We start from the raw sequence: 24743 nt of genomic DNA, 5'->3' as shown, positions 1-24743 counted from the left end.
TGCGGCGCTTACTCGCAGCGGGTGGCGGTGATGATGTTGTCCTTGTCCACGAACACGCGTAGGCGGTCCTGGCGGATGTCCTTGGTGGTGATGGTGCTGGGGCCGATCGGGTTGACCAGGCCGGCACCGCTTTCGGCAGACAGGCGGCGGATGTTGGGTTCGTTGGCCGGCTGGCCGATTGCCCAGCCCAGCTGGCTGGCATCGCAGTGGCCGCTGCCCTTGACCTGCGGGCCGGGCGTGCTGACGCAGGCCGACAGCAGCAGGGCCGAGCCGGGCAGCAACAGGAACAGACGGAAGGTGGACATGCGAGCGCTCCTGCGCAGGGGGAGATGCGGGAACGATAGCACCGAGCGCGCGAAAGGCGTCAGCGCCCCGGTCATTGCCGGCACAGCGTGGTCATTGCATAGTGTGAGCAATGGCTGGCAGTACGCCAGCGGGCAGGCCGGGCCTTTCCGGCGCAGGTGTTGGATACGGTATGACGGCAGGCAGTTTCCGCGGCAAGGACAGGACGATGACGGCTCTGGTGTTGTCGTTGCTGGGCGTGGCGTTTGCCGCCTCCGCTGCCGATCCGGAACCCGCGCCGGTCGAAACCCCGGTATTCGGCGCCTGGCGCAACCTGCAGACCGAATCCGGCTACGCGCCGGCCCAGCGTAACCTGGCCTTCGCCATGCTGCCGCAGGCGGCCACCCGCGGTGACCGTTTCGCCATTCTTGACCGCGAAGGCAAGCGCACGGTGTGCTGCCTGCAGGTGGCCAGCCCCTCGCTGGGCGTGGCCGCGCTGCGCGAGCAGTACCACCTGCCGCAGGCCTGGGTGACTGACCTGAGCAATGGCCGCAGCCCCGCACGTCCCTATGTGCCGCACGTCTATGCGATGCAGCGGGTGGACGAGCTGTCTGACTACAGCTTCGCCGATGTGCCTGGCGCCTACAGCGACCTGGGCGGACTGCTGATTCCGGAAGGTGCCGCGCTGGAGGCCGACGGCGGCGCCGTGCGCCTGGGGGACACCCGCTACCCGCTGCATTTCCAGCGCCAGCCGCACGCCGATGACGATGGGGCGCTGGACCGCTACAGCCTGCAGGCCGGCGAGGGCGTGGCACCGATCGTGGTTGAAGTGCCGTTCGGCACCTACTGATTGCAGCTTCGCACTGGCTAGAATGCAGCGCGGCGCTGTCTGCCGTGTCTGCTCCGTGAGTTGCTGCCGTGTCCCTGCGCCCCTTCCTGCTGTCGTCCCTGCTGCTGTTGTCCGCCTGTGCCAGTGCGCCTCCGCCGCCGGCCCATTCCGATGCGCTGTGGCGATTGATCGAGCGTGACTGCCGTGGCGCTGGAGGCCCGCGGGGTGATTGCCTGCGCGTGGAAGCAGCAGCGGACCGCCGCGATGTGCTGGTCAAGGACGCGCACGGCGACTACCAGTTCCTGCTGATGCCGCTGGACAAGGTCAGCGGGATCGAGAACATCGCCCTGTACCAGCGCGGTGCGCCGAATTACTTTGCCGCAGCCTGGCAGGCCCGCAGTCATACCGAACGTGCCCTGGGCCAACCGCTGCCGCGCAACGTCGCCAGCCTGGCGCTGAATTCACCCCATGGCCGCTCGCAGCACCAGCTGCATATCCATGTGGACTGCCTGCGCGCCGATGTGCTGCAGGCCCTGGATGCACATGCCAGTGCCCTGGGCACCCGGTGGACGCCACTGCCGGTGCTGCTGCGCGGCCATCAGTACCAGGCCCGGCTGCTGCCGGGTGCGGAGTTGACAGCCAATCCGCTCAACCTGCTCGCCTATGACCTGAGTGGCGTGGGCGATGTCGGCCAATGGAGCCTGGTGGTGGCTGGCCGGGACAACGTGCAGGCTGGCCCGGGCTTCATCCTGCTGGCGACCCGGGTGGACGCCGGCACCGGCAACGAGGCCAGCGCCGAAGAACTGCAGGACCACGCCTGCTCGGTGTTGACCGGCGCAGGAACGTTGGAGCGGGTCCGCTAACCCGGTGGCTGCTGGCGGCTGCGCCAGACCGGTGCAGTCAGCGCCAGCAGCTGGCGGTCCTGCCAGCCATCCAGCCCAAGGTGCTGATCGCGCAGTACGCCTTCCTGCTCGAAGCCACGCGTTCGCAGTGCCTGGGTGAAGGGCGCGCTGCAGTCCGGCGGCAGCATCACGAACAGGCGATGCAGGCCGACATCCTCGAACAGGAACGGGCACAGGGCCTGCAGCATCGCATCGGTGTGCGCATGCCAATGCTGCAGCGAGAGCAGCTCGGCGCAGCGCGAGTGCAGCGAATGCAGGCGGACGTGCAACTGGTCCAGCACGGTACCGTGCTGGTCATCGAAGACACCCAGCATCAACTGGTCGTTGTCCTGCTCAAGGCGCGAGCGGTGCATGTGGGCGAGGAAGCGTGCTTCTTCGTCGATGCCAGGGTGAAGATGCCGACCGCGCCGGCGTCGGTTGTCGAACAGGCGCCAGGCCGGCAGGTCTGCCCGCTGGAACGGGCGCAGGGTGACCGGGGCCACCTGCAGCTGCAGCAGGTGGCGGCGCGATACAGGGCGCAAGGGGGGAAGGAGGGATGTGGGGTACGGAGTCATCATCCCCGGAACGATGGCAATGCCCGGTCCGCCAGACCATTCAAAAGATTGCAAAAACGCGACGATCGCCGGGCGGGGCCTGATTCGGTTCAGGCATAAGTCCATCAGGGCTGGTCATTTCCGTTGAAACCACCCATTCAGGACACTTTCGTTACGGGATCGTTATGTGTCGCGCAGGCCTCCGGTCCCGTACCACCCGCCCAACTCCCCCAGGAAGCCCATGTCCGCCTCTCACAAGGCGCTGCGCCCGCGTCCGCTGGTGCTCGCGCTGTCGTCCCTGTTGCTGGTCTCGTTGCCGGCCTTCGCGCAGGAAAGCGCACCCACCTCGTTACAGGAAGTGAAGGTCACCGGCTCGCGCATTCCGCGCGCCAGCGTCGAGGGGCCGTCCCCGGTGACGGTGATCAGCCGCGAGCAGATCGACGCGCAGGGCTACCGCAATGCGTTCGACGCGCTGAGCGCCCTGACCGAAAACACCGGCAATGTGCAGGGCGAGGACTTCGGCAACACCTTCACTCCGGCGGCCAACACCATCAACCTGCGTGGCCTTGGCCCGAACCGCACGCTGGTGCTGGTCAACGGACGCCGCCAGGCCGACTACCCGCTGGCCTACGAAGGGTCGGTGAACGTGGTCAACCTGGCCAACATTCCCAGTGCCCTGATCGAGCGCATCGAGGTGCTGGCTGCCGGCGCGTCGGCGGTGTACGGCTCGGATGCCATTGCCGGCGTGGTCAACATCATCCTCAAGGATCGCTTTGAAGGTGTGGACGTGAACGTGCGCGCCGGCGGCACCCAGCAGGGTGGTGGCGACAACCAGCGCGCGCAGGTGGTCGGTGGCAGTTCCGGCGAGCGCTGGGATGCCTTGTTCGGCTTCGAGTTCGACGTGCGCAAGGCGATCCATGCGCGCCAGCGCGACTTCATGGATTCGCTGGAGGACGATCCGACCGGCAAGGCGCCGCAGGCGACCGCGATCGCGTATCGCCGCAACGCCGCCACCGGCCGCAACATCGATCCGGGCGTGAATGGCTGCGACGCGGCGTCGGACATCTATGGCGGCAGCGTGTTCCGCGCCTTCAACCCGCGCCAGGGCTGGTACTGCGGCAGCAACGAGGCCGCCGCCAGCTACTGGACGGTGCAGACCGAGAAGCGCAACCTCAACGGCTACGGCCTGCTGACCTTCCACGTCAACGAGACCACCGATCTGTTCGCCGATCTGGCCGTGGGCAGCGCACGCATCACCAACAACACCCGTGCGCCCACCTGGACCTCGGCCCGCAATTACTTCTACAACCAGACCACCGGCAACCTGGAAAGCTGGTACCGCCGCTTTGCACCCGAGGAAATCGGAGGCCTGCCGCGCAATGCCAACCGTTTCCTGGAAAATTCCTGGTCGTTCAACGTCGGCGCGCGTGGCCAGATCGGTGACAGTGGCTGGGATTATGAAGCGGTCTACAGCCGCTCACGCTACGAGAACCGCACCCGTCGCCCGGTGCTGCTGGCCGGCATCAATGAATACCTGCTCGGCCCGAAGCTGGGCGTGCGCAATGGCGTGGAGGTCTATGCGCCGGACCCGGCGCGCCTGTTCCAGCCGCTGAGCCCGAACGAGTACCAGGGCCTGTCCGGCTACCAGGAGAGCCGCAATGCGGCGTGGTTGCAGACCTTCAGCGCCAGCGTCAACGGCCGCCTGTTTGCGCTGCCCGGTGGCGATGCCGCGCTGGCGGCAGTCGTCGAGGCCGGCAGCCAGGGCTACCGCAATCGCCCGGACCCGCGCCTGGGCACCGGCGAGTTCTGGAACACAAGCGCCGGCATCGGTGCAGGTGGCGAGCGCGACCGCTATGCCGCCGGCGTGGAGCTGCAGCTGCCATTGCTGCAGTCGCTGACCACCACCCTGGCCGGTCGCTATGACCAGTACCGTGCCGGCGGTGAGCACATCGGCAAGGCGACCTGGAGTTTCGGCGTCGAGTTCCGCCCGATCGAGAGCCTGTTGATCCGTGGTACGGCGGCGACCAGTTTCCGGGCGCCGGACATGAACTACGTGTTCGCGACCGAGACCCGCGGCTACAACCCGGGCATGACCGACTACTGGCGCTGCCGGACGGCGGGCCAGTCGTACGACAACTGTGACTACAACGGCCTGTCGATCGACTACAGCAACCGTGCCAACCCGCAGCTGCAGCCGGAATCGGCCAAGTCGTATGGTTTCGGCGTGGTCTGGTCGCCGCTGGCTGGCCTGGATTTCAGCGCCGACTACTACGACATCCGCATCGACAACGAGGTGACCAGCCTCGATACCAGCCGCATCCTGCGTGACGAGGCCGATTGCCGGTTGGGAAAAACGCTGGGTGGCGAGGCGCGTGACATCGGCTCACCGCTGTGCCAGGACGCGCTGTCGCGGGTGATCCGCAATCCGTCCAATGCCACGGTGCAGCCGGACCAGGTGACCCGCGTGCTGATCAACCCGATCAACGCGGCCTCCGAATCGGTGCGCGGGCTGGACCTGAAGGGCAACTGGCGCTTCGATGCCGGCCGCTATGGCCGCTTCACCACGCGCCTGGCCTACACCGTGGTACTGGAGCACACGTACCGGCAGTTCTCCGATGATCCGGAGCGTGACATCCGCAATTCGCTGGATGACTACCAGTGGCGCAGCAAGGCCAATGGCAGCATCACCTGGAACCAGGGAAACTGGACCACCACGCTGTACGGCAACCGTTACGGTTCACTGCCGAAGACCGATGGCAGCGGCCGCATCGCGCCGTACATGACCTACAACGCCAGTGTCTTCCGCCAGTTCGGCGAGAACCTGTCGGTGGGCGTGATCGTCAACAACCTGCGTGACAGCCGCCCGCCGGCGGACAGGAACGGAGGCGGGTGGCCGTTCTACCCGGTCGGCAATTACGACCCGTATGGTCGCCAGTACTGGCTGCAGCTGGACTACCGGTTCCGCTGATCCGGCTGGCAAACAGAAGGCCCGGCAATGCCGGGCCTTCTGCTGTGTCGATATCCGCCGTGATGGCGCGCGCCGGTCGCCTAGGGCAGTGCCTGCTGCAGGTACGACTCGATGACGTAGCTGAAGGGCTGCTGCTGGCGGTCGCGCAGCAGGGCGCGCACTTCCAGGATCACGCCGTGATCGCCTTCGCCCCGCGGCGGCCAGAACGTCTGGTCGGCCAGGGTCTGGCGCTGGAAACCGAGTGGGCCGACCACGCGACCGAACGGTTCATCGGTGCTGTCCAGTACCTGGTTCATGGCCGGGCTGAGGTGGCCGGGCAGGTACCAGTTGTCGGCCTCGGACAGCACGCGGCTGCCACAGACCAGCTGCACGCGGCGGTAGCGCAGCTCGGTGCCGGGTTTCGCACCCAGTGCCTGCAGCACGTCGGCCGGGGCCGGCTTGTCGTGGCCGTGTATGCGCACCGCGCGTACACGGGCCTGTTCGGCCAGGCCGTGCTCGGCGCACCAGTGTTCCAGCGTGGCGGTGGCGCTCTGCCCGGACAGCACGCGCTGGTGCAGGCGCTCGACCAGCGCTGCCGGGGCGATGCGCTGCTGGCCCGGCGGTGACTGCAGCGGCGCGGCAGCCGCTGCATCGGTGGCGGACAGGCTGGCGATCGGGGCGGCGGCAAGCAGGGACGCGGCCTGCCAGCGGCGGAGACGATCGTGGCGGTCGGACGGGCCCATGCGGCATCACAGCGGAAACAGGCGCCCATGTTACCCGTTCAGGGGTGTGCACGGCGTGGCTGCGACCGGTTGTCGCAGGTGTAATCATCGTTCTGGTGAATGTGTGCCATCCAGATATTTCGTTGGCCGATGACTGTGCCGAGGCGCACGATGGCGCCATTCTTGGCTTTCCGGGAGTTCCCGATGACCCTCCAGTTCGTCCATGGCGGTGTGGACCGCAACGGTGCGCCACTGCATTTCCATATCCGTGATGGCCGCATCAGCGGCCTCAATGGAGATGCCAGGCCTGCTGATGGGGCGGATTGCATCGACCTGGAGGGTCTCGCGGTGCTGCCCGGCCTGGTGGATGGCCATATCCACCTGGACAAGAGCTTCGTCGGTGACCAGTGGCACCCACACCAGCCCGTGAACAGCCTGCGTGAACGGCTGGCGGTAGAAAAGGCGGCGGTGGCCGGCGCAGCGCCGATGGTGGATCGCGCCGAGGCCCTGATCCGCCAGTGCAGCGGCTTCGGCACGGTGGCGATGCGCTGCCATGTCGATATCGATGGCAGCACCGGCCTGCGCCACCTTGAAGCGGTACGCGAGGCTGCGCTGCGTTGTGCCGACATCATGCGCATCCAGTTGGTGGCGTTCCCGCAGGCAGGCGTGATGTCCTGTGCAGGGACGGCCGCAGTACTGGAGCAGGCCATTGCCGCTGGCGTGGAAGTGCTGGGGGGGATCGACCCGACCACCCTCGATGGCGATGCCGAAGGCCAGTTGGCAGTGCTGTTCGGCCTGGCCGAGCGCTATGGCGTGCAATTGGATATCCATCTGCATGAGCCGGGCGAGACCGGTCTGGCCCAGCTGCTGCGCATTGCCACGCGCACCCGGGCCGCTGGTCTGCAGGGGCGCGTTGCGGTCAGCCATGCCTATTCGCTGGGCGAGGTGCCGCTGGCGCGCGCGCTGCAGGTGGGGGATGCGCTGGCCACGGCCGGTGTGGCGATCATGAGCAATGCACCCGGCGATCACCCATTCCCGCCGCTCCGCGCGCTGCATGATGCCGGCGTGCGCGTGTTCGCAGGAAACGACAACATCCGCGACTGGTGGTGGCCATATGGCAATGGCGACCTGCTGCAGCGGGCGATGCTGCTCGGCTATCGGTCGGGCTTCTACACCGATGCCGACCTGATGCTGGCGCTGGACATGGTCACCACCCATGCCGCGCAGGTAATCGGTCTACCGCGCTACGGTATTGCTGAAGGCCTGCCGGCCACTTTCGTGGCGGTGCGCGCCGACCACGGCCCGGCCGCGGTGGCTGCGGTGCCGGTGGAGCGCCGCGTGGTGGTTGATGGTCGCTGGCTGTAGATCCACGCATGGCGTGGATCTACCCATCACGCCGCGCCAATCCCTTGCAGCGCCGAGCCATGCTCGGCGGCTTTTCAGGCGTAATCGTCAGCGCGGGTGGCGACGAATTCTTCCAGCCATACCAGCAGATGTGCGATGTCGATGACCTCGCCCTGCTCCACGCGCTTGAGCAGCAGTGTGCTGGCGCCGATCTGCAGGCTGCTGTCGGCATAGCGCAGCACTGCATCGATGCCCCAGGCATCGGTGACCTGCACCCAGGCCAGGCCAGGCACGCGGTGCGCCAGAGTGTCACCGAACGCGACGCCCAGGGCTTCCCAGCCGCCACAGTCGTCACGATCGATCAGCTCGGCGTCGATCACCCGTTGCAGCGTGGTGGCCGCCAGTGGCCATTGCACGGGCAGCGTGGGAAAGCCGGCCGCCACGCGCGCGGCGATCAGCGAACGCTGGTGCTGAAGATGGACCTGCAGCGCGGCGGGCAGGGGATCGAAGCGGGTCGGGGTTTCGTCGGACATGGCAAGGTGCCGTGCGGCACGGAGACAATGGGCACTGTAAGAGGCGATCATGCCTGCCGTGCGGCAAGATTGATCAGATATCGATGATCAATGCGCGAGATCCACGCACGTCGGGGTCAGACAATGCGGCTGTCGAGGTTGCCGGCCAGCGGCCGGCACCACCTCAGGTGCGATGGTCAATCCGGTTCGCGTTGTACCTGCCGCCACAGCTCGCTGGCCAGCGCACGCACGGCATCATCAGCGTCCGGGCGATGCAGCAGGCCGATCTCGTAGTTGTCGATCATCGGCAGGTCGCGCTCGCCATCGATGATGCGGTGTTCGCGGCTGACCGCGCGGCGCGGCAGCAGGCTGATGCCGATGCCATCGGCCACCGCACCCTGGATGCCACTGAGCGATGAGCTGGTGAAGGCGATGCGCCAGCGTAGGCCCAGCGCTTCCACGGCGTGGATCATCTCGTCGCGGTACAGCCCGCGCGGCGGGAAGGTGACCAGCGGCAGCGGGTCCTGCTGCAGGCAGCTGCTCCGCAGGCTGTCGATCCAGTGCATCGGCTCGCGCCGGCAATGCACCGCCTGGCGGCTGTTGCGGCGCTGCTTGACCAGCACCAGGTCCAGCTCGCCGTGGTCGAAGCCCTGCGCCAGGTCGCGGCTGAGGCCGCTGCTGATCTCCAGCTTCACCTGCGGGTGGCGACGGCTGAAGGCAGCCAGCATGCGTGTGGTCTGTGCGTTGACGAAGTCCTCCGGCACGCCGATGCGCACGGCGGTTTCCACCGTGGCCCCGGCCAACGCCTGGGCCATTTCCTCGTTCAGATCGAGCATGCGCCGCGCGTAACCGAGCAGGGTATGGCCGGCATCCGTGGGGTGCACGTCGCGGTGGCCGCGTTCGAGCAGTCGGTGCCCGGCCAGCTCTTCCAGCCGTCGCACCTTCTGGCTGACCGTGGACTGGGTTGAATGCAGGCGCGTAGCCGCCGTGGTGAAGCTGCCGCAGTCGGCCACCATCACCAGCGCCCGAAGCAGGTCCAGTTCGAACAGGGTTCTATTCGATTTGGCACTGTCTTGCATTTGAACATTTCACTTCTGGATACCCGGGTCGACTTCTACCATGCAGCGCAGGGGCCGGCAATGCCCGGCTGTTGCTACCGTCACGCGGCGTTCCGTGGCGACGGACATGAGGAGACACTGCGATGCGCTTCCATCATTCCGCTGGCTGGCCTGCACCGTTTGCGCGCGTGCTGCTGTTGTGCCTGCTGGCCATGGTCACCCCGGCTTGCACCGCAACGTCCAAAGCCGACGTCGATGGCCGCCTGCGTGATGCCGCCAGCTGCGGCGACGCCGATGCGGTGCGACGGGCGATCGAGGATGGCGCCACGCTGGAGGCGCGCGACGGCCAGGGCCGCACTGCGCTGCTGTTGGCCACGCATGGCAACAACGTGGATGCCGCGCGCGAGTTGATCGAGGCCGGTGCCGACGTCAACGCCAAGGATGCGTTGCAGGACAGCGCCTACCTGTACGCAGGCGCGCGTGGCCTTGATGAGATCCTGGCGATGACCCTGGCGCATGGTGCGGATCTTCACAGCACCAACCGCTATGGCGGAACCGCGTTGATTCCCGCCGCCGAGCGCGGCCATGTCGCCACCGTGCGCACGCTGCTGCGGGCCGGCGTTGCGGTGGACCATGTCAACCGGCTGCACTGGACCGCGCTGCTGGAAGCGATCCTGCTCGGCGATGGCGGTGCGCGCCACGTGCAGATCGTGCAGCTGCTGCTGGAGGCCGGTGCCGACCCGGAGCTGGCTGACGGCGACGGTGTGACGCCGCTGGCGCACGCGCGCCAGCGCGGCTATTCCGGAATTGAAACCCTGCTGCGCCAGCACGGCGCGGTGCGCTGAATGCAAACCCCTTCCACCCGCACGCTGGGCGTGCCCACCAGGATGCTGTCCATGTTCCGTTCCCGTCCGTTGTCCTTCGCCATCCTTCTTGCGGTGGCACCGCTGTCGGCGTCTGCTGCCGAGCGCGCCGACCTGCTGATCCGCAACGCCACCGTGGTCGATGTCGAGCACGCCAGTACCCTGGTCGGGCAGAGCGTGGTGATCCGTGGCGAGGACATCGTCGCCGTCGGCTCGGATGCGCAGCTGCGCAGCCAGTGGAGCGCAGCCCGCCAGATCGATGCCAAGGGCAAGTACCTGATCCCGGGCCTGTGGGACATGCACGTGCACTTCGGTGGTGGCCCGGCGCTGATCGAAGAGAACAAGGCGCTGCTGCCGCTGTACATCGCGCATGGCATCACCACGGTGCGTGACTGTTCCGGTGATCTGCCCGAGCAGGTGCTTCAGTGGCGCGGCGAGATCGCAAAGGGCACCCTGTTCGGCCCACGCCTGCTCAGTTCGGGCGCGAAGATCGAAGGCATCAAGCCGGTCTGGAAGGGCACCATCGAGGTGGGCAGTCAGGCGGATGTCGACAGGGCCATCACCCGACTGCAGCACGACAAGGTCGATTTCGTGAAGATCACCGACAGCACGCTGAAGCCGGAGCTGTTCCTGTACTCGGCCAGCGCGGCGCGCAAGGCCGGCTTCAAGGCCTCGGGCCATATTCCGATGGCGCTGACGGTGGAACAGGCAGTCGATGCCGGCCTGGCTTCGATCGAGCACCTGGACTACGCGTTCAAGGCCGGCAGCAAGGACGAGGCGCAGATCGCCGCCGACTTCGGTGCCGGCCGCATCGACCGCGCCGAAGCCAACCGCCGCCTCGACGCCAGCTTCGACCGCGATACCGCGATGCACGCCTACCGCGACTTCGCCAAGCGCGGCGTGTTCGTGACGCCGACCCTCAACGGCGGCCGCATCCTCGACTTCCTCGACCAGGACGACCACGCCAACGATCCCTATCTGGCGTACATCGGCCCGGGCCTGCGCGCGACCTATCAGTGGCGCGTGGACCGTGCGGCGAAGGCCACGCCGGCACAGATCGAAGCGCGCCACGCGCAGTACCACCAGGTGGCGGCCGTGCTGCCGCTGCTGCAGGAAGCGGGTGTGACGATCATTGCCGGCACCGATGCGGGCTTCCTCAATTCGTTCAACTTCCCGGGCATCGCGCTGCACCAGGAACTGCAGTTGTTCGTGAAGGAAGGGCTGAGCGCGCCGCAGGCGCTGTCGGCCGCAACCCGTTCCGGACCGGCCTGGTTCGGCCAGATGGATCGCTACGGCGGCGTCGCGCAGGGCAAGGCGGCCGATCTGGTACTGCTGACCGCCAACCCGTTGCAGGACATTGCCGCCACCGAAAAGATCGACAGCGTGATCCTGCGAGGCAACGTGTATGACCGCGCCGCGCTGGACAAGATGCTGGCCGAGACCAAGGCCAAGGTCGCAGCGTGGAATGCCGAGGCAGCGAAGGCCAACTGATTGCGGGGTTGGACGGAATCCACGCACGGCGTTGATCTACCCGTACCCTCAGTAGATCCACGCCATGCGTGGATGATGCGGCCGATGACCTAACGCGGTGCCGGCCGCATTCCGTGCAGCTGCGGCAGTGCGGCCTTCATCGCATCGATGAAGGCGCGCAGCCGCGGCGGCTGCTGGCGCGCAGCAGGAAACACGACATGCACCGGCAGTGCCGGCGCCTGCCAGTCCGGCAGCAGCTGCACCAGACGCCCTTGTGCGAGGTCGTCGGCCACCAGCCAGGCCGAGACTACGGCGGCTCCCAACCCGGCGCGAGCAGCCTGCTGTACCACGAACAGGTTGTCGCTGAGCAGGCGCGGGCTGATTGACAACATATGCGCGCGGCCCTGCGCGTCATGCAGCAGCAGGCGTTCGCGGTAATAGGTCACCAGCGAGATCCAGGGCAGTGACTGTGCTTGCTCTGGCGTGCTGATCGACTTGGCATCCACCAGCGACGGCGCCGCCACGACGATGCGCGGCACCTCGGCCAGCGGCAGTGCGACCATGCGCGGCTCGTCCACGGGGCCCACCCGCACCGCACAATCGATGCCCTCGGCAATGAAGTCCGGGCGACGATCTTCAAGGATCCACTCCAGGCTCAGCTGCGGATGCTGGGTCAGGAACGACAGCATGGTCGGCAGCAGCTGCGCCTGGCCAAAGGCGTGCGGCACCATCACCCGCAGGCGTCCGCGCAGAGTCTCTGGCTCGCCGTGCAGTTCGGCCTGCAGCGACTCCCATTCGTCGACCACGCGCTGCGCATGGCGTTGGCAGCGCAGGCCATCTTCGGTCAGTTGCAGGCCGTGGGTGGAGCGCTGCAGCAGGCGCAGGCCGAGCTGCCGCTCCAGTGCCTGCAGGCGTCGGCTGACTGTCGGCTGGGTGGTGCCCAGCTGCACGGCCGCAGCAGACAAGCTGCCGGCATCGACAATGCGCAGGAAGGTGCGCAGCAGATCGAGGCGATCGGCGCCGGTGGCGAGGTCATTCATGCGTTCTACGTATGAAGTGTATGTGCAGGAGCCTACTACAGACGCCGGGCGAATACGGGCAGGATACGCCCACTTCCTCCACCGGACTTCCCCATGTCTACCCCCTCGCTGTCCGTCGCCGCACCCGCGACCGCACCCTCCACCCCGCTGGTGATGGCGATGGCGGCCGGCGCCGGCTTCTCGGTCGCCTCGCTGTACTACAGCCAGCCGATGCTGGGCCTGATCGCCCAGGATCTCGGCGCCGGCGAGCGCGCCGCCGGCCTGGTGCCGACCTTGACCCAGCTTGGGTATGCGCTTGGCATTCTGCTGCTGGCACCGTTGGGCGACCGGTTCGATCGCCGCAACCTGATCCTGTTGAAGTCCGCGTTGCTGGCGCTGGCACTGGGCGCCGCAGCAATGGCCGGGCACCTGCCAGGCCTGCTGATGGCCAGCCTTCTGGTCGGGCTGATGGCCACGCTGGCACAGGACATCGTGCCGGCCGCTGCGGTGCTGGCGCCGGATGCACAGCGCGGCCAGATCGTCGGTCGGGTGATGACCGGCCTGCTGCTCGGCATCCTGTTGTCGCGCGTGGTCAGTGGCGTAGTGGCCGAGGCATGGGGCTGGCGCACCCAGTTCGTACTGGCCTCGGTATCGGTGGCGGCGATGGGTACGGTCATGGCACGCGCACTGCCGCGCTTCACGCCGACCAGCACGCTGCGCTATCCCGCACTGCTGGGCTCGTTGCTGGCGCTGTGGCGCGAGCAGCCGCAGCTGCGCCGTGCTGTGGCGAGCCAGTCGCTGCTGGCGGTCGGCTTCAGCGCGTTCTGGTCGACGTTGGCGCTGATGCTGCATGCCCGCCTGGGCCTGGGCAGTGCGGCGGCGGGTGCGTTCGGTATTGCGGGTGCGGCTGGTGCACTGGCTGCACCGCTTGCGGGTCGATTCGCCGATCGCTTGGGGTGCCACGCAGTGGCGCGGCTGGCGATCGCGGTGGCGCTGCTGGGCTTCGGCCTGCTGCTGACCGAGTCCTGGCTGCCGGCCGTCGCGCTGCTGCCGCTGCTGGTGGTGAGTGCGCTGCTGTTCGACTTCGGCTTCCAGTCGGCGCTGGTGGCGCACCAGACGCTGGTCTATGGCCTGGTGCCGCCCGCCCGCAGCCGCCTCAATGCGTTGCTGTTCACCGGCATGTTCATCGGCATGGCGGCCGGTGGTGCGCTGGGCAGCCTGGCGCTGGCGCAGTGGGGGTGGCACGGCGTGGCCTGGCTGGCGGTGGTGTGTGCGGGCGGCAGCCTGCTGCTGCGTTTGAAGTAGGGGTGGTGTTCGGCAGGGCTTGCAGCCCTGCACCTGCTGGAGGCAACGGCAACAGCAACGGCAACAGCAACGGCGGGGTTCGACAGTTTCCTGCGGTGTGTTGGAACGGCTCTTGGGGTCAGATTGATTTCGATATCTGACAGAAGTGTCGACCAAGGTCGACACCTACCAACCGCCATCGGAATCTGTCAGAGGTGGGGCGGTGTCGGAGTGCGGGGTGTCAGCCGCATGGATGCGGCTGCCAAGCTTACAGGGACGTACTTGCAGCGTCCCCGCATTCCGACACCGCCGCGCCACCCCACGGAGAGCCCGCTTTTGATTTTGCTGTTGAGGTTGCCGGCCAGCGGCCGGCACTACCGCGGGTGCAGGGCTGCAAGCCCTGCCGAACAACCCCCTAATCGTGACCGCTGTCGTCCAGACTGATGATGCCGCGCCGCAGCGCCTGGGTGACCGCATGCGTGCGATCGCCCACGCCCAGCTTGTCCATCAGGCTTTTCATGTGTGCCTTCACCGTCTGCTCGGAAATCTGCATGCGCTCACCGATGCGCTTGTTGGACAGGCCACCGGCCACGTGCCGCAGCACCTCGGTCTCGCGCGGTGACAGGCGGTCTTCGATCACATGCGCGGCGATGCTGGCCGCCACCGCCGGGGGAATCGGTGCGCGGCGGCCTCCGGCCACCATGCGGATGGTGTCGACCAGTTCATGACGCAGCATGTCCTTCAGCAGGTAAGCACTGGCACCCGCCTGCAGGGCCCGCACTGCGCGCACATCGCCGCGGTAGGTGGTCAGCACGATGATGCGCGCGCGCGGGTCGAGTGCACGGATCCGCACGATCGCCTCCACGCCATCCAGGCGCGGCATCTGCAGATCCATCAGCACCACGTCCGGCTGCAGCTGCTGGTAACGCGCGATGGCTTCCTCGCCGTCGGCGGCCTCCCCAAGCAGGCGCAGATCGGCCTGCGCGCCCAGCAGTGCCGCCAGTCCGTCGCGCAGCAGGGGATGGTCGTCGACCACCAGTACGCCGATCGGGGAAGGGAATTCAGTCATGCTCGGGTCTGCTCCAGGGCCAGCGCCACCGTGGCGCGCGGCGGTGATACAGGCGCCGTGCGGGAACCGCCAGCGCTACTTCGGTACCCAGGCCGGGGCGGGTCCACAGCTGCAGCTCGGCCCCGAGCCGCTGTGCACGCTCACGCATCCCCTGCAGCCCCCAATGGCCGTGTCCAGCGTCTTCATCGGCGATGCCGACACCGTCATCCCGTACGTGCAACAGGAAGCAGCGTGTGCCATAGGACAGTTCCACTTCAATGGCACTGGCATTGGCGTGGCGCAATGCGTTGCGGATGGCCTCGCGACCAATCAGGAACACTTCCTCCGCGGCATCGGCCTGCAGTGGTGGCGTCGCGCCTTCAACGGTAAGGCGCAGTGGATTGGTGCCATGCCCCGCGTACTCGGCATGCACATCGGCCAATGCCGAAGCCAGGTCGCGGCCGGCGAAAGGGCCGTCGCGCAATGCGTTGACGCGTTCGCGGCCCTCGGCCAGATTGCGCTCGGCCAGCTGCATCGCCGACTCCAGCTGGCCGCGCACTGCGTCTGGCGTCTGCGCGGACTGGCTGATTGCATGCAGGCGCAGGATCAGGCCCTGGCTGCCCTGCAGAAGGGTGTCGTGCAGGTCACGCGCAATGCGTTCACGTTCGCCATTGCGCTCCTGCAGGCGGGCGCGGAACAGCGCGGCGAGCTGGCCACTTCGGATGCGCACGGCCAGTACGAGCAGCGCCAGCACGGCGGCCACGCACAGCAGCTTGAACCACACGGTCTGGATGAAGGTGGGCGCGATGCGGAAGCTGCGGCTGGCCGGTACCGTGCTCCAGATGCCGTCCTCATTGGCGGCTTCCACGTCGAAGCGATAGCTTCCCGGCGCCAGGTTGGTGTAATAGGCGCGGGTGCTGCTGCCTGCGTCCTGCCAACCGTCATCGACGCCGGACAAGCGATAGCGATAGCGGTTGCGCTCCGGACGGGCCAGTGAAAGGGCCACGTAGTCGATCTGCAGCTGGCTGGTGCCGGCCGGCAGGCGCAGGCCGTCCCGCAATGGTTGCTGTTCGCTGCCATACAGCACGTCGCCGATGCGAACGCTGGGTGCCAGTGTGTTGACGTGCGAACGCTTGGTGTCCAGCCAGGCCAGGCCTTGGTTGGTCGCCAGCCACAGAAGACCGTCGTCGGCCAGCGTGGCGGTGGCGATCGGCCCGCTCTGCAGGGCAATGCCGGGCATGCCATCCACCGCATCGAACAGGCGGGGCGTCACCTGCTGCCCTGCCTGCAGTGCTCGGCGCAACAGGCTGCTCTCAAGACGCACCAGGCCACGGCTGCCATTGAGCCACAGATGCCCGCCCGCATCGGCGACCATGCCGGTGATGCCTTCGAGGACGCCGGCCATGTCGGTGCGCACTGCAACGAAGGGCCCCTCGCCGATGCGTGCGGCGAGTCCGGCTTCGCCGGCTACCAGCAGCAGGTCCTGATGCTGCAGCAGGGCGGTCACCGGCCCTACCGAAAGGCCCTGCGCTGCGCCGAAGGCATCGATGGTCGTGGTGCCCATCCGGCGCACGCGACCATCGGCGTAGCCGAGCAGCAGCTGGCCATGGGCGTCCAGCGCCAGGGAGGAGCAGGCCTGCTCGGGCAGGCGACTCGCCCGCTGCCATTGCTCGTCCCGGTAATGCAGCACACCGCGTTCGCCCGTGCATACCCAGGCCTGCGTCTCGTCGGGGAACAGCAGGGCGTGCAGCGGCTGCCCGGTGAACGGCGCGGGCAGCGGAATCAGCGCGGTACGGCCTTCGACAGTGCGCGCCAGATTGACCCAATCGAACTGCCAGATCGGCGCAGGTGCCTGCCGCGCCGCGGCCTGCAGCTGTGCGGCGCTGCCTTCCAGCAGGGACCGCCGCAGGTCGTAGGGCTTGAGGTCTTCACCGTAGCCGTACACCCGTCCGTCAGTGGTGCGCACCAGCGAGCGGTAGGGATCACTGGGGCCGACCGCCAGGGTGTGCACGCTGCGCGCGCGGAAGCGGTTGAGGCCAAGATTGGTACCTACCCAGAGGTTGCCTTCGCGGTCGGCGATGATCGGCACCGCCGAGGTGGCCGTCAGGCCATGCGGTGAATCGAAGCGCTCCATGCGCACGGCTCGGGTGCCGTCGAACGTGACCCGGGCGACGCCTCCATGCGGGCTCATCGTCGCCCACAGCGCGCCGTCGGTGGTGAACTGCATGCGGGCAGCGACCAGGTCGGGCAGGCGCCGCGCCTCACGTTCGGGCCCAGTCAGCAGACCATGTGCGTTTGCCAGTGGCGAGGCGCCACGGACGCGGTCGGCCAGCCACACCTCACCCTGCGGGTTCTCCACCAGTGTTGCCATCTGCGAGACGGCGATGCCGGTATCAATGAAGGCCGCCTGGTGGGGTCCGCGCATCCACATCTTCAGATCGGCCAGTACCCAGAACGTGCCACGGCTGTCATGCAACACCCATTGCACGCGGTGTTCCGGCAGCCCGGCGGAGGCCGGCGGGGGTTGCCAGCGCCGGCCATCGAACCAGCGCAGCCCACCATTGATCGCTGCCCAGAGGCGGCCCTCGCGATCCTGGCTGAAGTGCGGCACCACGCCGACCGGTACGCCCTGTTGCCGACCGTAGTTGTGCAGTTGGCCGCGTGCGAGTTGGCTGATGCCGGCCTGGAAGTAGCCGATCCACATTGCGTCATCGCGACCGACTGCCAGGGTGACCATGTTGGTGGACGGGAAGCTGCTGCCCGGTGGTGGCGCCTGGCGTTCAAAACGGCGGCCGTCGAAGCGGTACAGGCCAGAACCGGTCGCCAGCCACAGCAGTCCATCACGGTCCTGCGCAATGTCCCATATATCGCCAGGCGCACCCTGGCCGACCCGCCATGCGGTGTGCTCGTAGCCGGGCAGTCCGCTGCTCAGGGCGGGACGCTGCACGGCGAGCGCGGGCAGGGCGGTCATCAACAGCAGGCACGTCAGCAGCGCCGGCAGGCGACGCAGGAACGGGAAGGGGCGGCCACGCATGGTGCGCATTCTGGCAGGTGCGGGGCAGGCCAGGGTGACCCGAACGGGGTAGGCGGCACGCGGTCCGTTCCGATATCACGCCGGCATGCCCCGTGGAGCCCGGTCATGCAGCGCCTGTTCGTGATGTTTCCCGACCGTGGCCCGGGCCTCGGCCTGCTGTGGCTGCGGCTGTGCGTTGCGGCCGCTCTTTGCGGGCCCGGTATGCCAGGCGGCTGGTTGTCGGCCTTGTGCCTGCTGGCCGTAGCGATGCTCGCACTTGGTGTGCTGACACCACTGGCGGCAGTGATGGCGGCCGTGGGTCTGTCCACGCTGCCCGGGCCTTGGCCACTGGCGCTGCTGCCTCTAGCCCTGCTGGTGCTGGGGCCGGGCGCATATTCGCTGGACGCACGGCTGTTCGGTCGCCGCGTGATCGGCCGCCGGCCTCCCCCATTCGGGTAGGTGCTGGCCTCGACCGACGGGGGTAGGGCATCGCGCACGCGCCCCGCACCATGGGCCACCCCCTCGCGGCGACCTCGATGGCCACCGTTACTCCACAGGAATCCCCCGCTGCTTCGCTGGCACCACAGCAGGTCGCAGCATTGCAGCGTGCATTGCGCTATGTCGATGAACACCTGTCACAGCCGCTGCGGGTCACCGAACTGGCGGCCGTCGCCTGCGTCAGTCGCTTCCATCTGGTGCGCCTGTTCCGCAGCGGCACTGGTGCCAGCCCGCTGCGCTATGTACGCCGCCGCCGTATCGAACGTGCGCGCCAGCTGTTGTCGGCCCAGCATCTGCCGATGTCCTGCCTGGCGCAGCAGCTCGGCTTCTTTGACCAGAGCCATTTCGTCCGCAGCTTCCGCGCAGAGACGGGCTGCAGTCCCGGCCAGTACCTGGCCGGTGATGCTGCCCTCCTGCTTCCCCCAGACCTTGATTCCAACGGAGTCCACGCATGAACCTTGCCACCGCCACGCCCGCCCCGACCCTGCTGTCACCGACCGACCATGCGCTGGTGCTGATCGACTTCCAGTCGCAGATGGCGTTTGCCACCCAGACCATCGACATCTCCGCGCTGCGCAACAACGTGTCCCTGATCGGCAAGGGCGCCAAGGGCTTCAACGTGCCGGTGCTGCTGACCACGGTGGCGGAAGCCTCGTTCTCCGGCCCGATGTTCCCGGAGCTGCCGGCGATTTTCCCGGACCAGCCGGTGTTCGACCGCACCTCGATGAACACCTGGGAGGACCAGCCGGTGATCGATGAGATCAACCGCATCGGCAAGCGCCGGCTGGTTGTTGCCGGCCTGTGGACCAGCGTCTGCATCGTCGGCCCGGCACTGTCGGCGCTGGCGCAGGGCTTCGAGGTGTATGTGATCACCGATGCCTGTGGCGATGTCAGCGAAGAAGCGCACGAGCGTGCGATCACCCGCATGGTGCAGGCCGGTGCGGTGCCGATGACCAGCGTGCAGTACCTGCTGGAGCTGCAGCGCGACTGGGCACGCGGTGAAACCTACGACCTGACCACCGGCATCGCACGCGATCACGCCGGTGGTTACGGCATCGGTATCCAGTACGCCAAGCGCATGTTCGGCGCGCAGGAAGGCGGGCACTGAGCATGCTGGCTGGCCATGGCCTCGACCTGGCCCTGTTGATGCTGCGTGTGACCGCCGGGGGTTTCCTGCTGCCACACGCGCTGGGCAAGCTGTTCGGCTGGTTCGGCGGCCCGGGGCTGTCCGGGTTCGCCACCGAGTTGCGCGGCTTCGGGTTGCCGTCGGCAGTGCCGTTGCCGCTGCTGCTGGCGTTGACACAGGTGGCGTCCGGCCTGGCAGTGCTGCTCGGCTGGCAGACCCGCATCGCCGCGCTCGTGGCAGCGGCCTTCATCGCCTTCACCGTACTGTTGGCCCTGCCCAAGGGCTGGTTCTGGATGCGCGGGGGCAGCGAGTACCCGTTGATGTGGACCACGGTGCTGCTGGTCCTCGCGCTGGCCGGTCCCGGTGCCTGGGCGCTGGACGGCCAACGCCTTCCGGGAGATATCGCATGAGTCACGATCCACTCGACCACGGTCGCCGCAACGTGATGCTGGCCAGCGGCGCCGCTGTTGCGCTCGGCTTGGCCGGTCGCGCCGGTGCCGCACTTGATTCCACTTCCAAGGAGCGTCGCATGAGCACGCTGGTCATCCGCAATGCCCGCATTACCACCCTCGACCCGCAGCAGCCGCACGCGCAGGCGTTGGCTGTACAGGAGGGCCGCATCGTCGCCGTCGGCAGCGACGAGGCGATCATGCGTGGCTGGGGAAATGAAGCGACGCTGATCGACGCGCAGGGCCGGCGCCTGCTGCCCGGCCTCAACGACAGCCATACCCACCTGATCCGCGGTGGCCTGAACTACAACCTGGAACTGCGCTGGGACGGCCTGCGTTCGCTGGGCGACGCCCTGGACATGCTGAAGGCCCAGGTTGACCGTACGCCCGCGCCGCAGTGGGTCCGCGTGGTCGGGGGTTTCACCGCCGCGCAGTTCAACGAGAAGCGCCTGCCGACGCTGCAGGAGCTCAACGACATCGCGCCGGATACGCCGGTGTTCCTGCTGCACCTGTACGACCGCGCGCTGCTCAACCGCGCCGCGCTGCGCGCCTGCGGTTACAACAAGGACACTCCCGATCCGCCGGGTGGGCAGATCGTGCGTGACTCGCTGGGCAACCCGACCGGGCTGCTGCTGGCCAAGCCGAACGCGCTGATCCTGTACGCGACGCTGGCCAAGGGGCCGCGCCTGCCGATCGAGTATCAGGCCAACTCGACGCGCCACTTCATGCGCGAACTGAACCGGCTGGGCATCACCTCGGTGATCGACGCCGGCGGTGGCTTCCAGAACTATCCCGAGGATTACCAGGTCATCGAGCAGCTGCACCGCGATGATCAGCTGACGGTGCGCATTGCCTACAACCTGTTCACCCAGAACAAGGGCAAGGAAGTGGACGACTTCCGCGGCTGGAGCGAGATCCTGCAGCCGCGGCAGGGCGATGACCTGCTGCGCCACAATGGTGCCGGGGAAATGCTGGTGTTCTCGGCCGCCGATTTCGAGCTGTTCAACGAGCCGCGACCAGAGCTGCCACCGGAACTGGAGCCGGAACTGCACGACGTGGTGAAGCTGCTGGTCGAGAAGCGCTGGCCGTTCCGCATCCACGCCACCTACGACGAGAGCATCAGCCGCATTCTCGATGTCTACGAACAGGTCAACCGTGAGGTGCCGTTCGATGGCCTGCACTGGTTCATCGACCACGCCGAGACCATCACCCCGCGCAACATCGAACGCATTCGTGCGCTGGGTGGCGGCATTGCCGTGCAGCACCGCATGGCCTACCAGGGCGAAGCCTTCGTCGAGCGCTATGGCGTGCAGGCCGCGCGGCATACACCGCCGGTCAAGCGCATGCTGGCCGAAGGCGTGCCGGTCGGTGCCGGTACCGACGCCACCCGCGTGGCCAGCTACAACCCGTGGGTGGCGTTGTCCTGGCTGGTGACCGGGCGCACCGTGGGCGGGCTGGCCCTGTATGGCGATGAAAACCTGCTCGAACGCGAGCAGGCGCTGCGCCTGTGGACCCAGGGTAGTGCCTGGTTCTCCGGCGACGAAGCGGTGAAGGGCACGCTGAAAGCCGGTCAGCTGGCTGATTTCATCCTGCTCTCAGCCGACTTCTTTCGCGTGGATGACGCGCAGATCGCCGATATCACCAGCGTGCTGACCGTGGTCGGCGGACGCATCGTGCATGCAGATGCCGACTATGCAGGGCTGGCGCCGCAGCTGCCGCCGGCGATGCCGGACTGGTCGCCGGTCAACCGGTTCGGCGGCTACCACGTCGGCGGTGCCACCACCGGGCTGGCCGCCGCCCATCGCCACCATCACGGCGTGGCCTGCAGTATGCATGGCGCTCACGGTCATGCCGCGCAGCATGCGGCGCCCACCGATGACCTGACCGCGTTCTGGGGCGCGATGGGATGCTCGTGCTTCGCGTTCTGAGCCTGGCGCTGCTGGCCGCGCCATCGCTGGCGCTGGCCTGCGAGGGTGGCCGCTGCACTGACGCAGGTGACGGCCAGCTGCAGTGGGACGCGTCGCTGCGCGTGCGCGGGATGTATTACGACCCGGCCCGGTTCGGTATTGGCGGCAGCGAGGATGGCTATGGCCTGCTGCGTGCATTGGCGTCGGCCACGTATGCCCGCGATGACTGGCAGGCGAAAGTGCAGCTGGGTGTCCACGGCGAGAATGGCAGGGCGGGCGGCCCAGGCCGGACCGACCGCAGTGCGCTGGACGTGCAGCAGGCGTACTGGCGTTGGCAACGTGGCGGTTTCCACGTGCAGCTGGGGCGGCAGGAGGCCGGCTATGGAAGCTCACGGTTGTTGTCGGTTCGCGATGGCCCGAACATCCGGTTGGCCTTCGATGGCGCGCGGGCAGGCTGGAAGGGGCGGTTCGGCACGCTTGACCTGATGGCCCTGCGACCGGTGGAGAACCGCCCGGGGGCGTTCGATGATCGCGGTGAGTCCGGGGCGCATCTGTGGGGGGCCTATGCCACCACAGCGCGCGGCCGCTGGCCCGGGCAATGGGACCTGTACCTGCTCGACTACCGTCGCGACGGCGCGCGTTTCGCCGCTGGCTCCGGAAACGAGCGGCGGCAGACACTCGGCGCGCGCTGGTTCGGCCAGGCCGGTTCGCTGGACTGGAACAGCGAGCTGGTAGTGCAGGGCGGTGAACTGCGTACCGCTGCCGGCAACCTCGACATCCGCGCCTGGACGCTGGCGACCGATACCGGCTGGCGCTGGAGCGATGTGGCGCTGCAACCGCGCCTGGGGCTGAAGGCCGACATCGCCAGCGGCGATGGCGACCTGCACGATGGGCGATTGGGCACCTTCAACGCGTTGTTCCCCAAGTCGGCTTACTTCAGCGAAGCCAGCCTGTTGGCGCCCGCCAACCTGATGGACGTGCAGCCTACGCTGGCCCTGCGCCTGCACGACGCGGTGACGACGGAGCTGGGCGTACAGATGGCCTGGAAGCATCGCCGTGCCGATGCGGTCTACACCACGCCGGCACCGCTGGTGGCTTTGCCGGGCAGCGCCGGTGGCGCGCGCCGCATCGGCACCCAGTACAAATCCGAAACCCGCTGGCAGGCCAGCGAACACTGGCAATGGCAGCTGCAGCTGGCCTGGGTCGATGCCGGTCCTGCACTGAAGCAGGCCGGTGGCCAGGACACGCTGTTCGCCTCGATCGTTGGAGCATGGCAATGGTGAACGCAACCACGTCGCATCCCCCCGCGCAGGCCGCAGGCGCCTGGTCCCCGCTGAAGATCCGGATGTTCCGCTCGATCTGGCTGGCGATCCTGGCCAGCAACATCGGCACCTGGGTCAATGACGTGGCCGCCGCCTGGGTGATGGCCGAACGCACCGGTTCGCCGCTGATGGTGGCGCTGGTGCAGTCGGCCACAACGGTGCCGATCGTGCTGTTGGCACTGGCGGCCGGAACGCTGGCCGACATTGTCGATCGCCGGAAGTACCTGTTGGCGACCCAGGGGTGGATGCTGCTAGTGGCTGCGGTGATGGCCGCACTGACGGCGATGGACATGCTGACTCCACAGCTGCTGGTACTGCTGACCTTCTGCATGGGTTGCGGTGCAGCGATGGCAATGCCGGCGCAGGCCGCGATCGTGTCCGAGCTGGTCCCGCAGCCGATGCTGGCCTCGGCGGTGGCGCTGAACTCGATCGGCATCAACATCGCGCGTTCGATCGGCCCGGCCATTGGTGGCGTGATCGTGGCGCAGCTGGGTGCGGTATGGGCATTCGGCTTCAATGCCATCACCTTTGCCGCGATGCTGTTCGTTGTGTGGGGCTGGAAGCGTGATCCCAAGCAGTCCAGCCTGCCACCGGAGGGTTTCGGTGCCGGCTTGAAGGCGGGCCTGCGCTACGCCAGCCGCGCCGGACGCCTGCAGGCCGTGCTGATCAAGTCCGTGGGCTTCTTCTTCTTTGCTGCGGCGATGAATGCACTGCTGCCGGTGGTGGTACGCGGCCAGATGCAGGGTGGGGCGGGACAGTACGGCATGCTGCTCGGCTGCATCGGCATCGGTGCAGTGGGCGGCGCTTTGCTGCTGCCGAAGCTGCGCGCGCAGATGGATCGCGACCTGCTGGTGCTGCTGGCGACGTTGTCGCTGGCGCTGAGCCTGGTCGGGCTGGCGCTGACCCGCAGCTGGTACGTGCTTCCAGCTGTGATGCTGGTCAATGGCTTCGCCTGGATCACCGTGCTGTCGTCGCTGCAGATCGCCGCGCAGACGGCGGTGCCGGCATGGGTACGTGCGCGTGCGCTGGCGTTGTACATCATGGTGTTCTCGGCCGGCATGGCGGCCGGTGGCCTGAGCTGGGGCGCGCTGGCGCAGCGTACCTCGCCGGAGCTGGCATTGCTGGTGGCTGCCGCAGGCGCGGTGATCGGGGGGCTGCTGGTGTGGCGCGTGCGCATCGCCGGCACCGAAGACCTTAATCTGCGCCCGGCCGGGCACTGGCCGGCACCGGAACTGTCGGTGCCGGTGTCAAACGATCGCGGCCCGGTGCTGGTCACCATCGAGTACCGCATCGACAATGCAGATCGTGCCGCGTTCCAGGCACAGATGCGCGCGTTGGGAACGATCCGCCGTCGCGATGGTGCGGTGGTCTGGGGCGTGGTCGAGGACGTGGCCAGTCCAGGCATCCACCTGGAGTATTTCGTGACCCCGTCGTGGCTGGAGCACCTGCGCCAGCACGAGCGCATCACCGCTGATGACAAGGCCATCCAGGAAGTGCTGCGTGAGTTGCATCGCGGTGAGCGTGCCCCCGTGGTGCGTCACTTCGTGGGCGGCCACGATCCGTTGCCCAGAACTGGGGTCCCGCACCACCACAGCGATATCTGAGCGGCCCCTGG

Annotated in this window: 22 protein-coding genes; 14 read left to right on the top strand and 8 right to left on the bottom strand. The window is 67.6% G+C overall.

All coding sequences use genetic code 11. The annotated features are described in order from the left end of the window. Positions 1-8: 8 nt before the first annotated feature. Positions 9-305 (bottom strand): hypothetical protein, encoded by a 297-nt coding sequence (locus ACZK29_RS12705; protein WP_111203888.1) that lies wholly within the window; start codon positions 303-305, stop codon positions 9-11. A gap of 170 nt (positions 306-475) precedes the next feature. Between ACZK29_RS12705 and ACZK29_RS12700 the strand changes: the two genes are divergently transcribed. After that, positions 476-1132: a decarboxylase gene (locus tag ACZK29_RS12700; protein ID WP_111203887.1), complete on the top strand. Its 657-nt coding sequence runs from the start codon at positions 476-478 to the stop codon at positions 1130-1132. A 68-nt stretch (positions 1133-1200) separates the two neighbouring features. After that, the gene (locus tag ACZK29_RS12695; RefSeq protein WP_478446118.1) at positions 1201-1974 is read left to right on the top strand and encodes a CDP-diacylglycerol diphosphatase; all 774 of its coding nucleotides are present in this window, start codon (positions 1201-1203) and stop codon (positions 1972-1974) included. Here the strand turns inward: ACZK29_RS12695 and ACZK29_RS12690 are convergent. Beyond that, a complete protein-coding gene (locus ACZK29_RS12690; RefSeq protein ID WP_164146807.1) occupies positions 1971-2570 on the bottom strand; it encodes a GNAT family N-acetyltransferase in 600 nt (199 codons plus the stop codon). The two genes, ACZK29_RS12695 and ACZK29_RS12690, sit on opposite strands and share 4 nt — an antisense overlap. Positions 2571-2787: 217 nt before the next feature. On the opposite strand from ACZK29_RS12690, the gene ACZK29_RS12685 reads away from it, so the two are divergent. Next, entirely contained in the window at positions 2788-5514 is a 2727-nt protein-coding gene (locus ACZK29_RS12685) for a TonB-dependent receptor domain-containing protein (RefSeq protein WP_459046944.1), read from the top strand. A gap of 80 nt (positions 5515-5594) precedes the next feature. Here ACZK29_RS12685 and ACZK29_RS12680 read toward each other — a convergent pair whose 3' ends face one another. Beyond that, entirely contained in the window at positions 5595-6236 is a 642-nt protein-coding gene (locus ACZK29_RS12680; RefSeq protein ID WP_478446117.1) for a hypothetical protein, read from the bottom strand. Positions 6237-6419: 183 nt separating this feature from the next. On the opposite strand from ACZK29_RS12680, the gene ACZK29_RS12675 reads away from it, so the two are divergent. Beyond that, positions 6420-7580 (top strand): amidohydrolase family protein, encoded by a 1161-nt coding sequence (locus ACZK29_RS12675; protein WP_478446116.1) that lies wholly within the window; start codon positions 6420-6422, stop codon positions 7578-7580. Between the two features lie 74 nt (positions 7581-7654). Here the strand turns inward: ACZK29_RS12675 and ACZK29_RS12670 are convergent, their stop codons facing one another. Both ACZK29_RS12670 and ACZK29_RS12665 read right to left on the bottom strand, forming a co-directional pair. Next, on the bottom strand, positions 7655-8092 hold the full coding sequence (locus ACZK29_RS12670; RefSeq protein WP_478446115.1) for a DUF3806 domain-containing protein: 438 nt from the start codon (positions 8090-8092) through the stop codon (positions 7655-7657). A 176-nt stretch (positions 8093-8268) separates the two neighbouring features. Next, complete coding sequence (locus ACZK29_RS12665) at positions 8269-9150, bottom strand: LysR substrate-binding domain-containing protein (protein WP_111203880.1); 882 nt, start codon at positions 9148-9150, stop codon at positions 8269-8271. A 122-nt stretch (positions 9151-9272) separates the two neighbouring features. Here ACZK29_RS12665 and ACZK29_RS12660 point away from each other — a divergent pair, with 122 nt between their 5' ends. Together ACZK29_RS12660 and ACZK29_RS12655 are read left to right on the top strand one after the other, a co-directional pair. Beyond that, positions 9273-9974 carry an ankyrin repeat domain-containing protein gene (locus tag ACZK29_RS12660; protein WP_459046941.1) on the top strand — a complete coding sequence of 234 codons (702 nt, stop codon included), beginning with the start codon at positions 9273-9275 and terminating at the stop codon, positions 9972-9974. A gap of 51 nt (positions 9975-10025) precedes the next feature. Beyond that, on the top strand, positions 10026-11483 hold the full coding sequence (locus ACZK29_RS12655; protein ID WP_478446114.1) for an amidohydrolase family protein: 1458 nt from the start codon (positions 10026-10028) through the stop codon (positions 11481-11483). 89 nt (positions 11484-11572) lie between these two features. On the opposite strand, the gene ACZK29_RS12650 is transcribed toward ACZK29_RS12655, so the two are convergent. Next, positions 11573-12502: a LysR family transcriptional regulator gene (locus ACZK29_RS12650; RefSeq protein ID WP_478446113.1), complete on the bottom strand. Its 930-nt coding sequence runs from the start codon at positions 12500-12502 to the stop codon at positions 11573-11575. A 93-nt stretch (positions 12503-12595) separates the two neighbouring features. Here ACZK29_RS12650 and ACZK29_RS12645 point away from each other — a divergent pair, with 93 nt between their 5' ends. Next, positions 12596-13786: an MFS transporter gene (locus ACZK29_RS12645; RefSeq protein ID WP_111203876.1), complete on the top strand. Its 1191-nt coding sequence runs from the start codon at positions 12596-12598 to the stop codon at positions 13784-13786. Between the two features lie 394 nt (positions 13787-14180). On the opposite strand, the gene ACZK29_RS12640 is transcribed toward ACZK29_RS12645, so the two are convergent. Both ACZK29_RS12640 and ACZK29_RS12635 read right to left on the bottom strand, forming a co-directional pair. Further along, positions 14181-14834: a response regulator gene (locus ACZK29_RS12640; RefSeq protein WP_111203875.1), complete on the bottom strand. Its 654-nt coding sequence runs from the start codon at positions 14832-14834 to the stop codon at positions 14181-14183. Beyond that, the gene (locus ACZK29_RS12635) at positions 14827-17856 is read right to left on the bottom strand and encodes a sensor histidine kinase (protein WP_478446112.1); all 3030 of its coding nucleotides are present in this window, start codon (positions 17854-17856) and stop codon (positions 14827-14829) included. The genes ACZK29_RS12640 and ACZK29_RS12635 overlap by 8 nt, the downstream gene beginning before the upstream one ends. A gap of 96 nt (positions 17857-17952) precedes the next feature. On the opposite strand from ACZK29_RS12635, the gene ACZK29_RS12630 reads away from it, so the two are divergent. From ACZK29_RS12630 to ACZK29_RS12600, 7 genes are all read left to right on the top strand, one after another. Then, complete coding sequence (locus ACZK29_RS12630) at positions 17953-18285, top strand: hypothetical protein (RefSeq protein ID WP_164146799.1); 333 nt, start codon at positions 17953-17955, stop codon at positions 18283-18285. 50 nt (positions 18286-18335) lie between these two features. Beyond that, on the top strand, positions 18336-18779 hold the full coding sequence (locus tag ACZK29_RS12625; protein WP_111203872.1) for a helix-turn-helix transcriptional regulator: 444 nt from the start codon (positions 18336-18338) through the stop codon (positions 18777-18779). After that, entirely contained in the window at positions 18776-19432 is a 657-nt protein-coding gene (locus ACZK29_RS12620) for a hydrolase (RefSeq protein WP_478446111.1), read from the top strand. Before ACZK29_RS12625 ends, ACZK29_RS12620 begins: the two co-directional genes overlap by 4 nt. Before the next feature lie 2 nt (positions 19433-19434). After that, the gene (locus ACZK29_RS12615) at positions 19435-19860 is read left to right on the top strand and encodes a DoxX family protein (RefSeq protein ID WP_111203870.1); all 426 of its coding nucleotides are present in this window, start codon (positions 19435-19437) and stop codon (positions 19858-19860) included. A gap of 119 nt (positions 19861-19979) precedes the next feature. After that, a complete protein-coding gene (locus ACZK29_RS12610; RefSeq protein ID WP_478447089.1) occupies positions 19980-21827 on the top strand; it encodes an amidohydrolase in 1848 nt (615 codons plus the stop codon). After that, positions 21806-23089, top strand: a complete 1284-nt coding sequence (locus ACZK29_RS12605) for an alginate export family protein (protein WP_478446110.1) — start codon at positions 21806-21808, stop codon at positions 23087-23089. The genes ACZK29_RS12610 and ACZK29_RS12605 overlap by 22 nt, the downstream gene beginning before the upstream one ends. Then, positions 23083-24732, top strand: a complete 1650-nt coding sequence (locus ACZK29_RS12600; RefSeq protein ID WP_478446109.1) for an MFS transporter — start codon at positions 23083-23085, stop codon at positions 24730-24732. The genes ACZK29_RS12605 and ACZK29_RS12600 overlap by 7 nt, the downstream gene beginning before the upstream one ends. The last annotated feature ends 11 nt before the right edge of the window (positions 24733-24743 follow it).

The sequence above is a fragment of the Stenotrophomonas sp. 89682_Sma genome, assembly GCF_056481405.1.
This window is presented reverse-complemented; position numbering and strand designations above follow the sequence as displayed.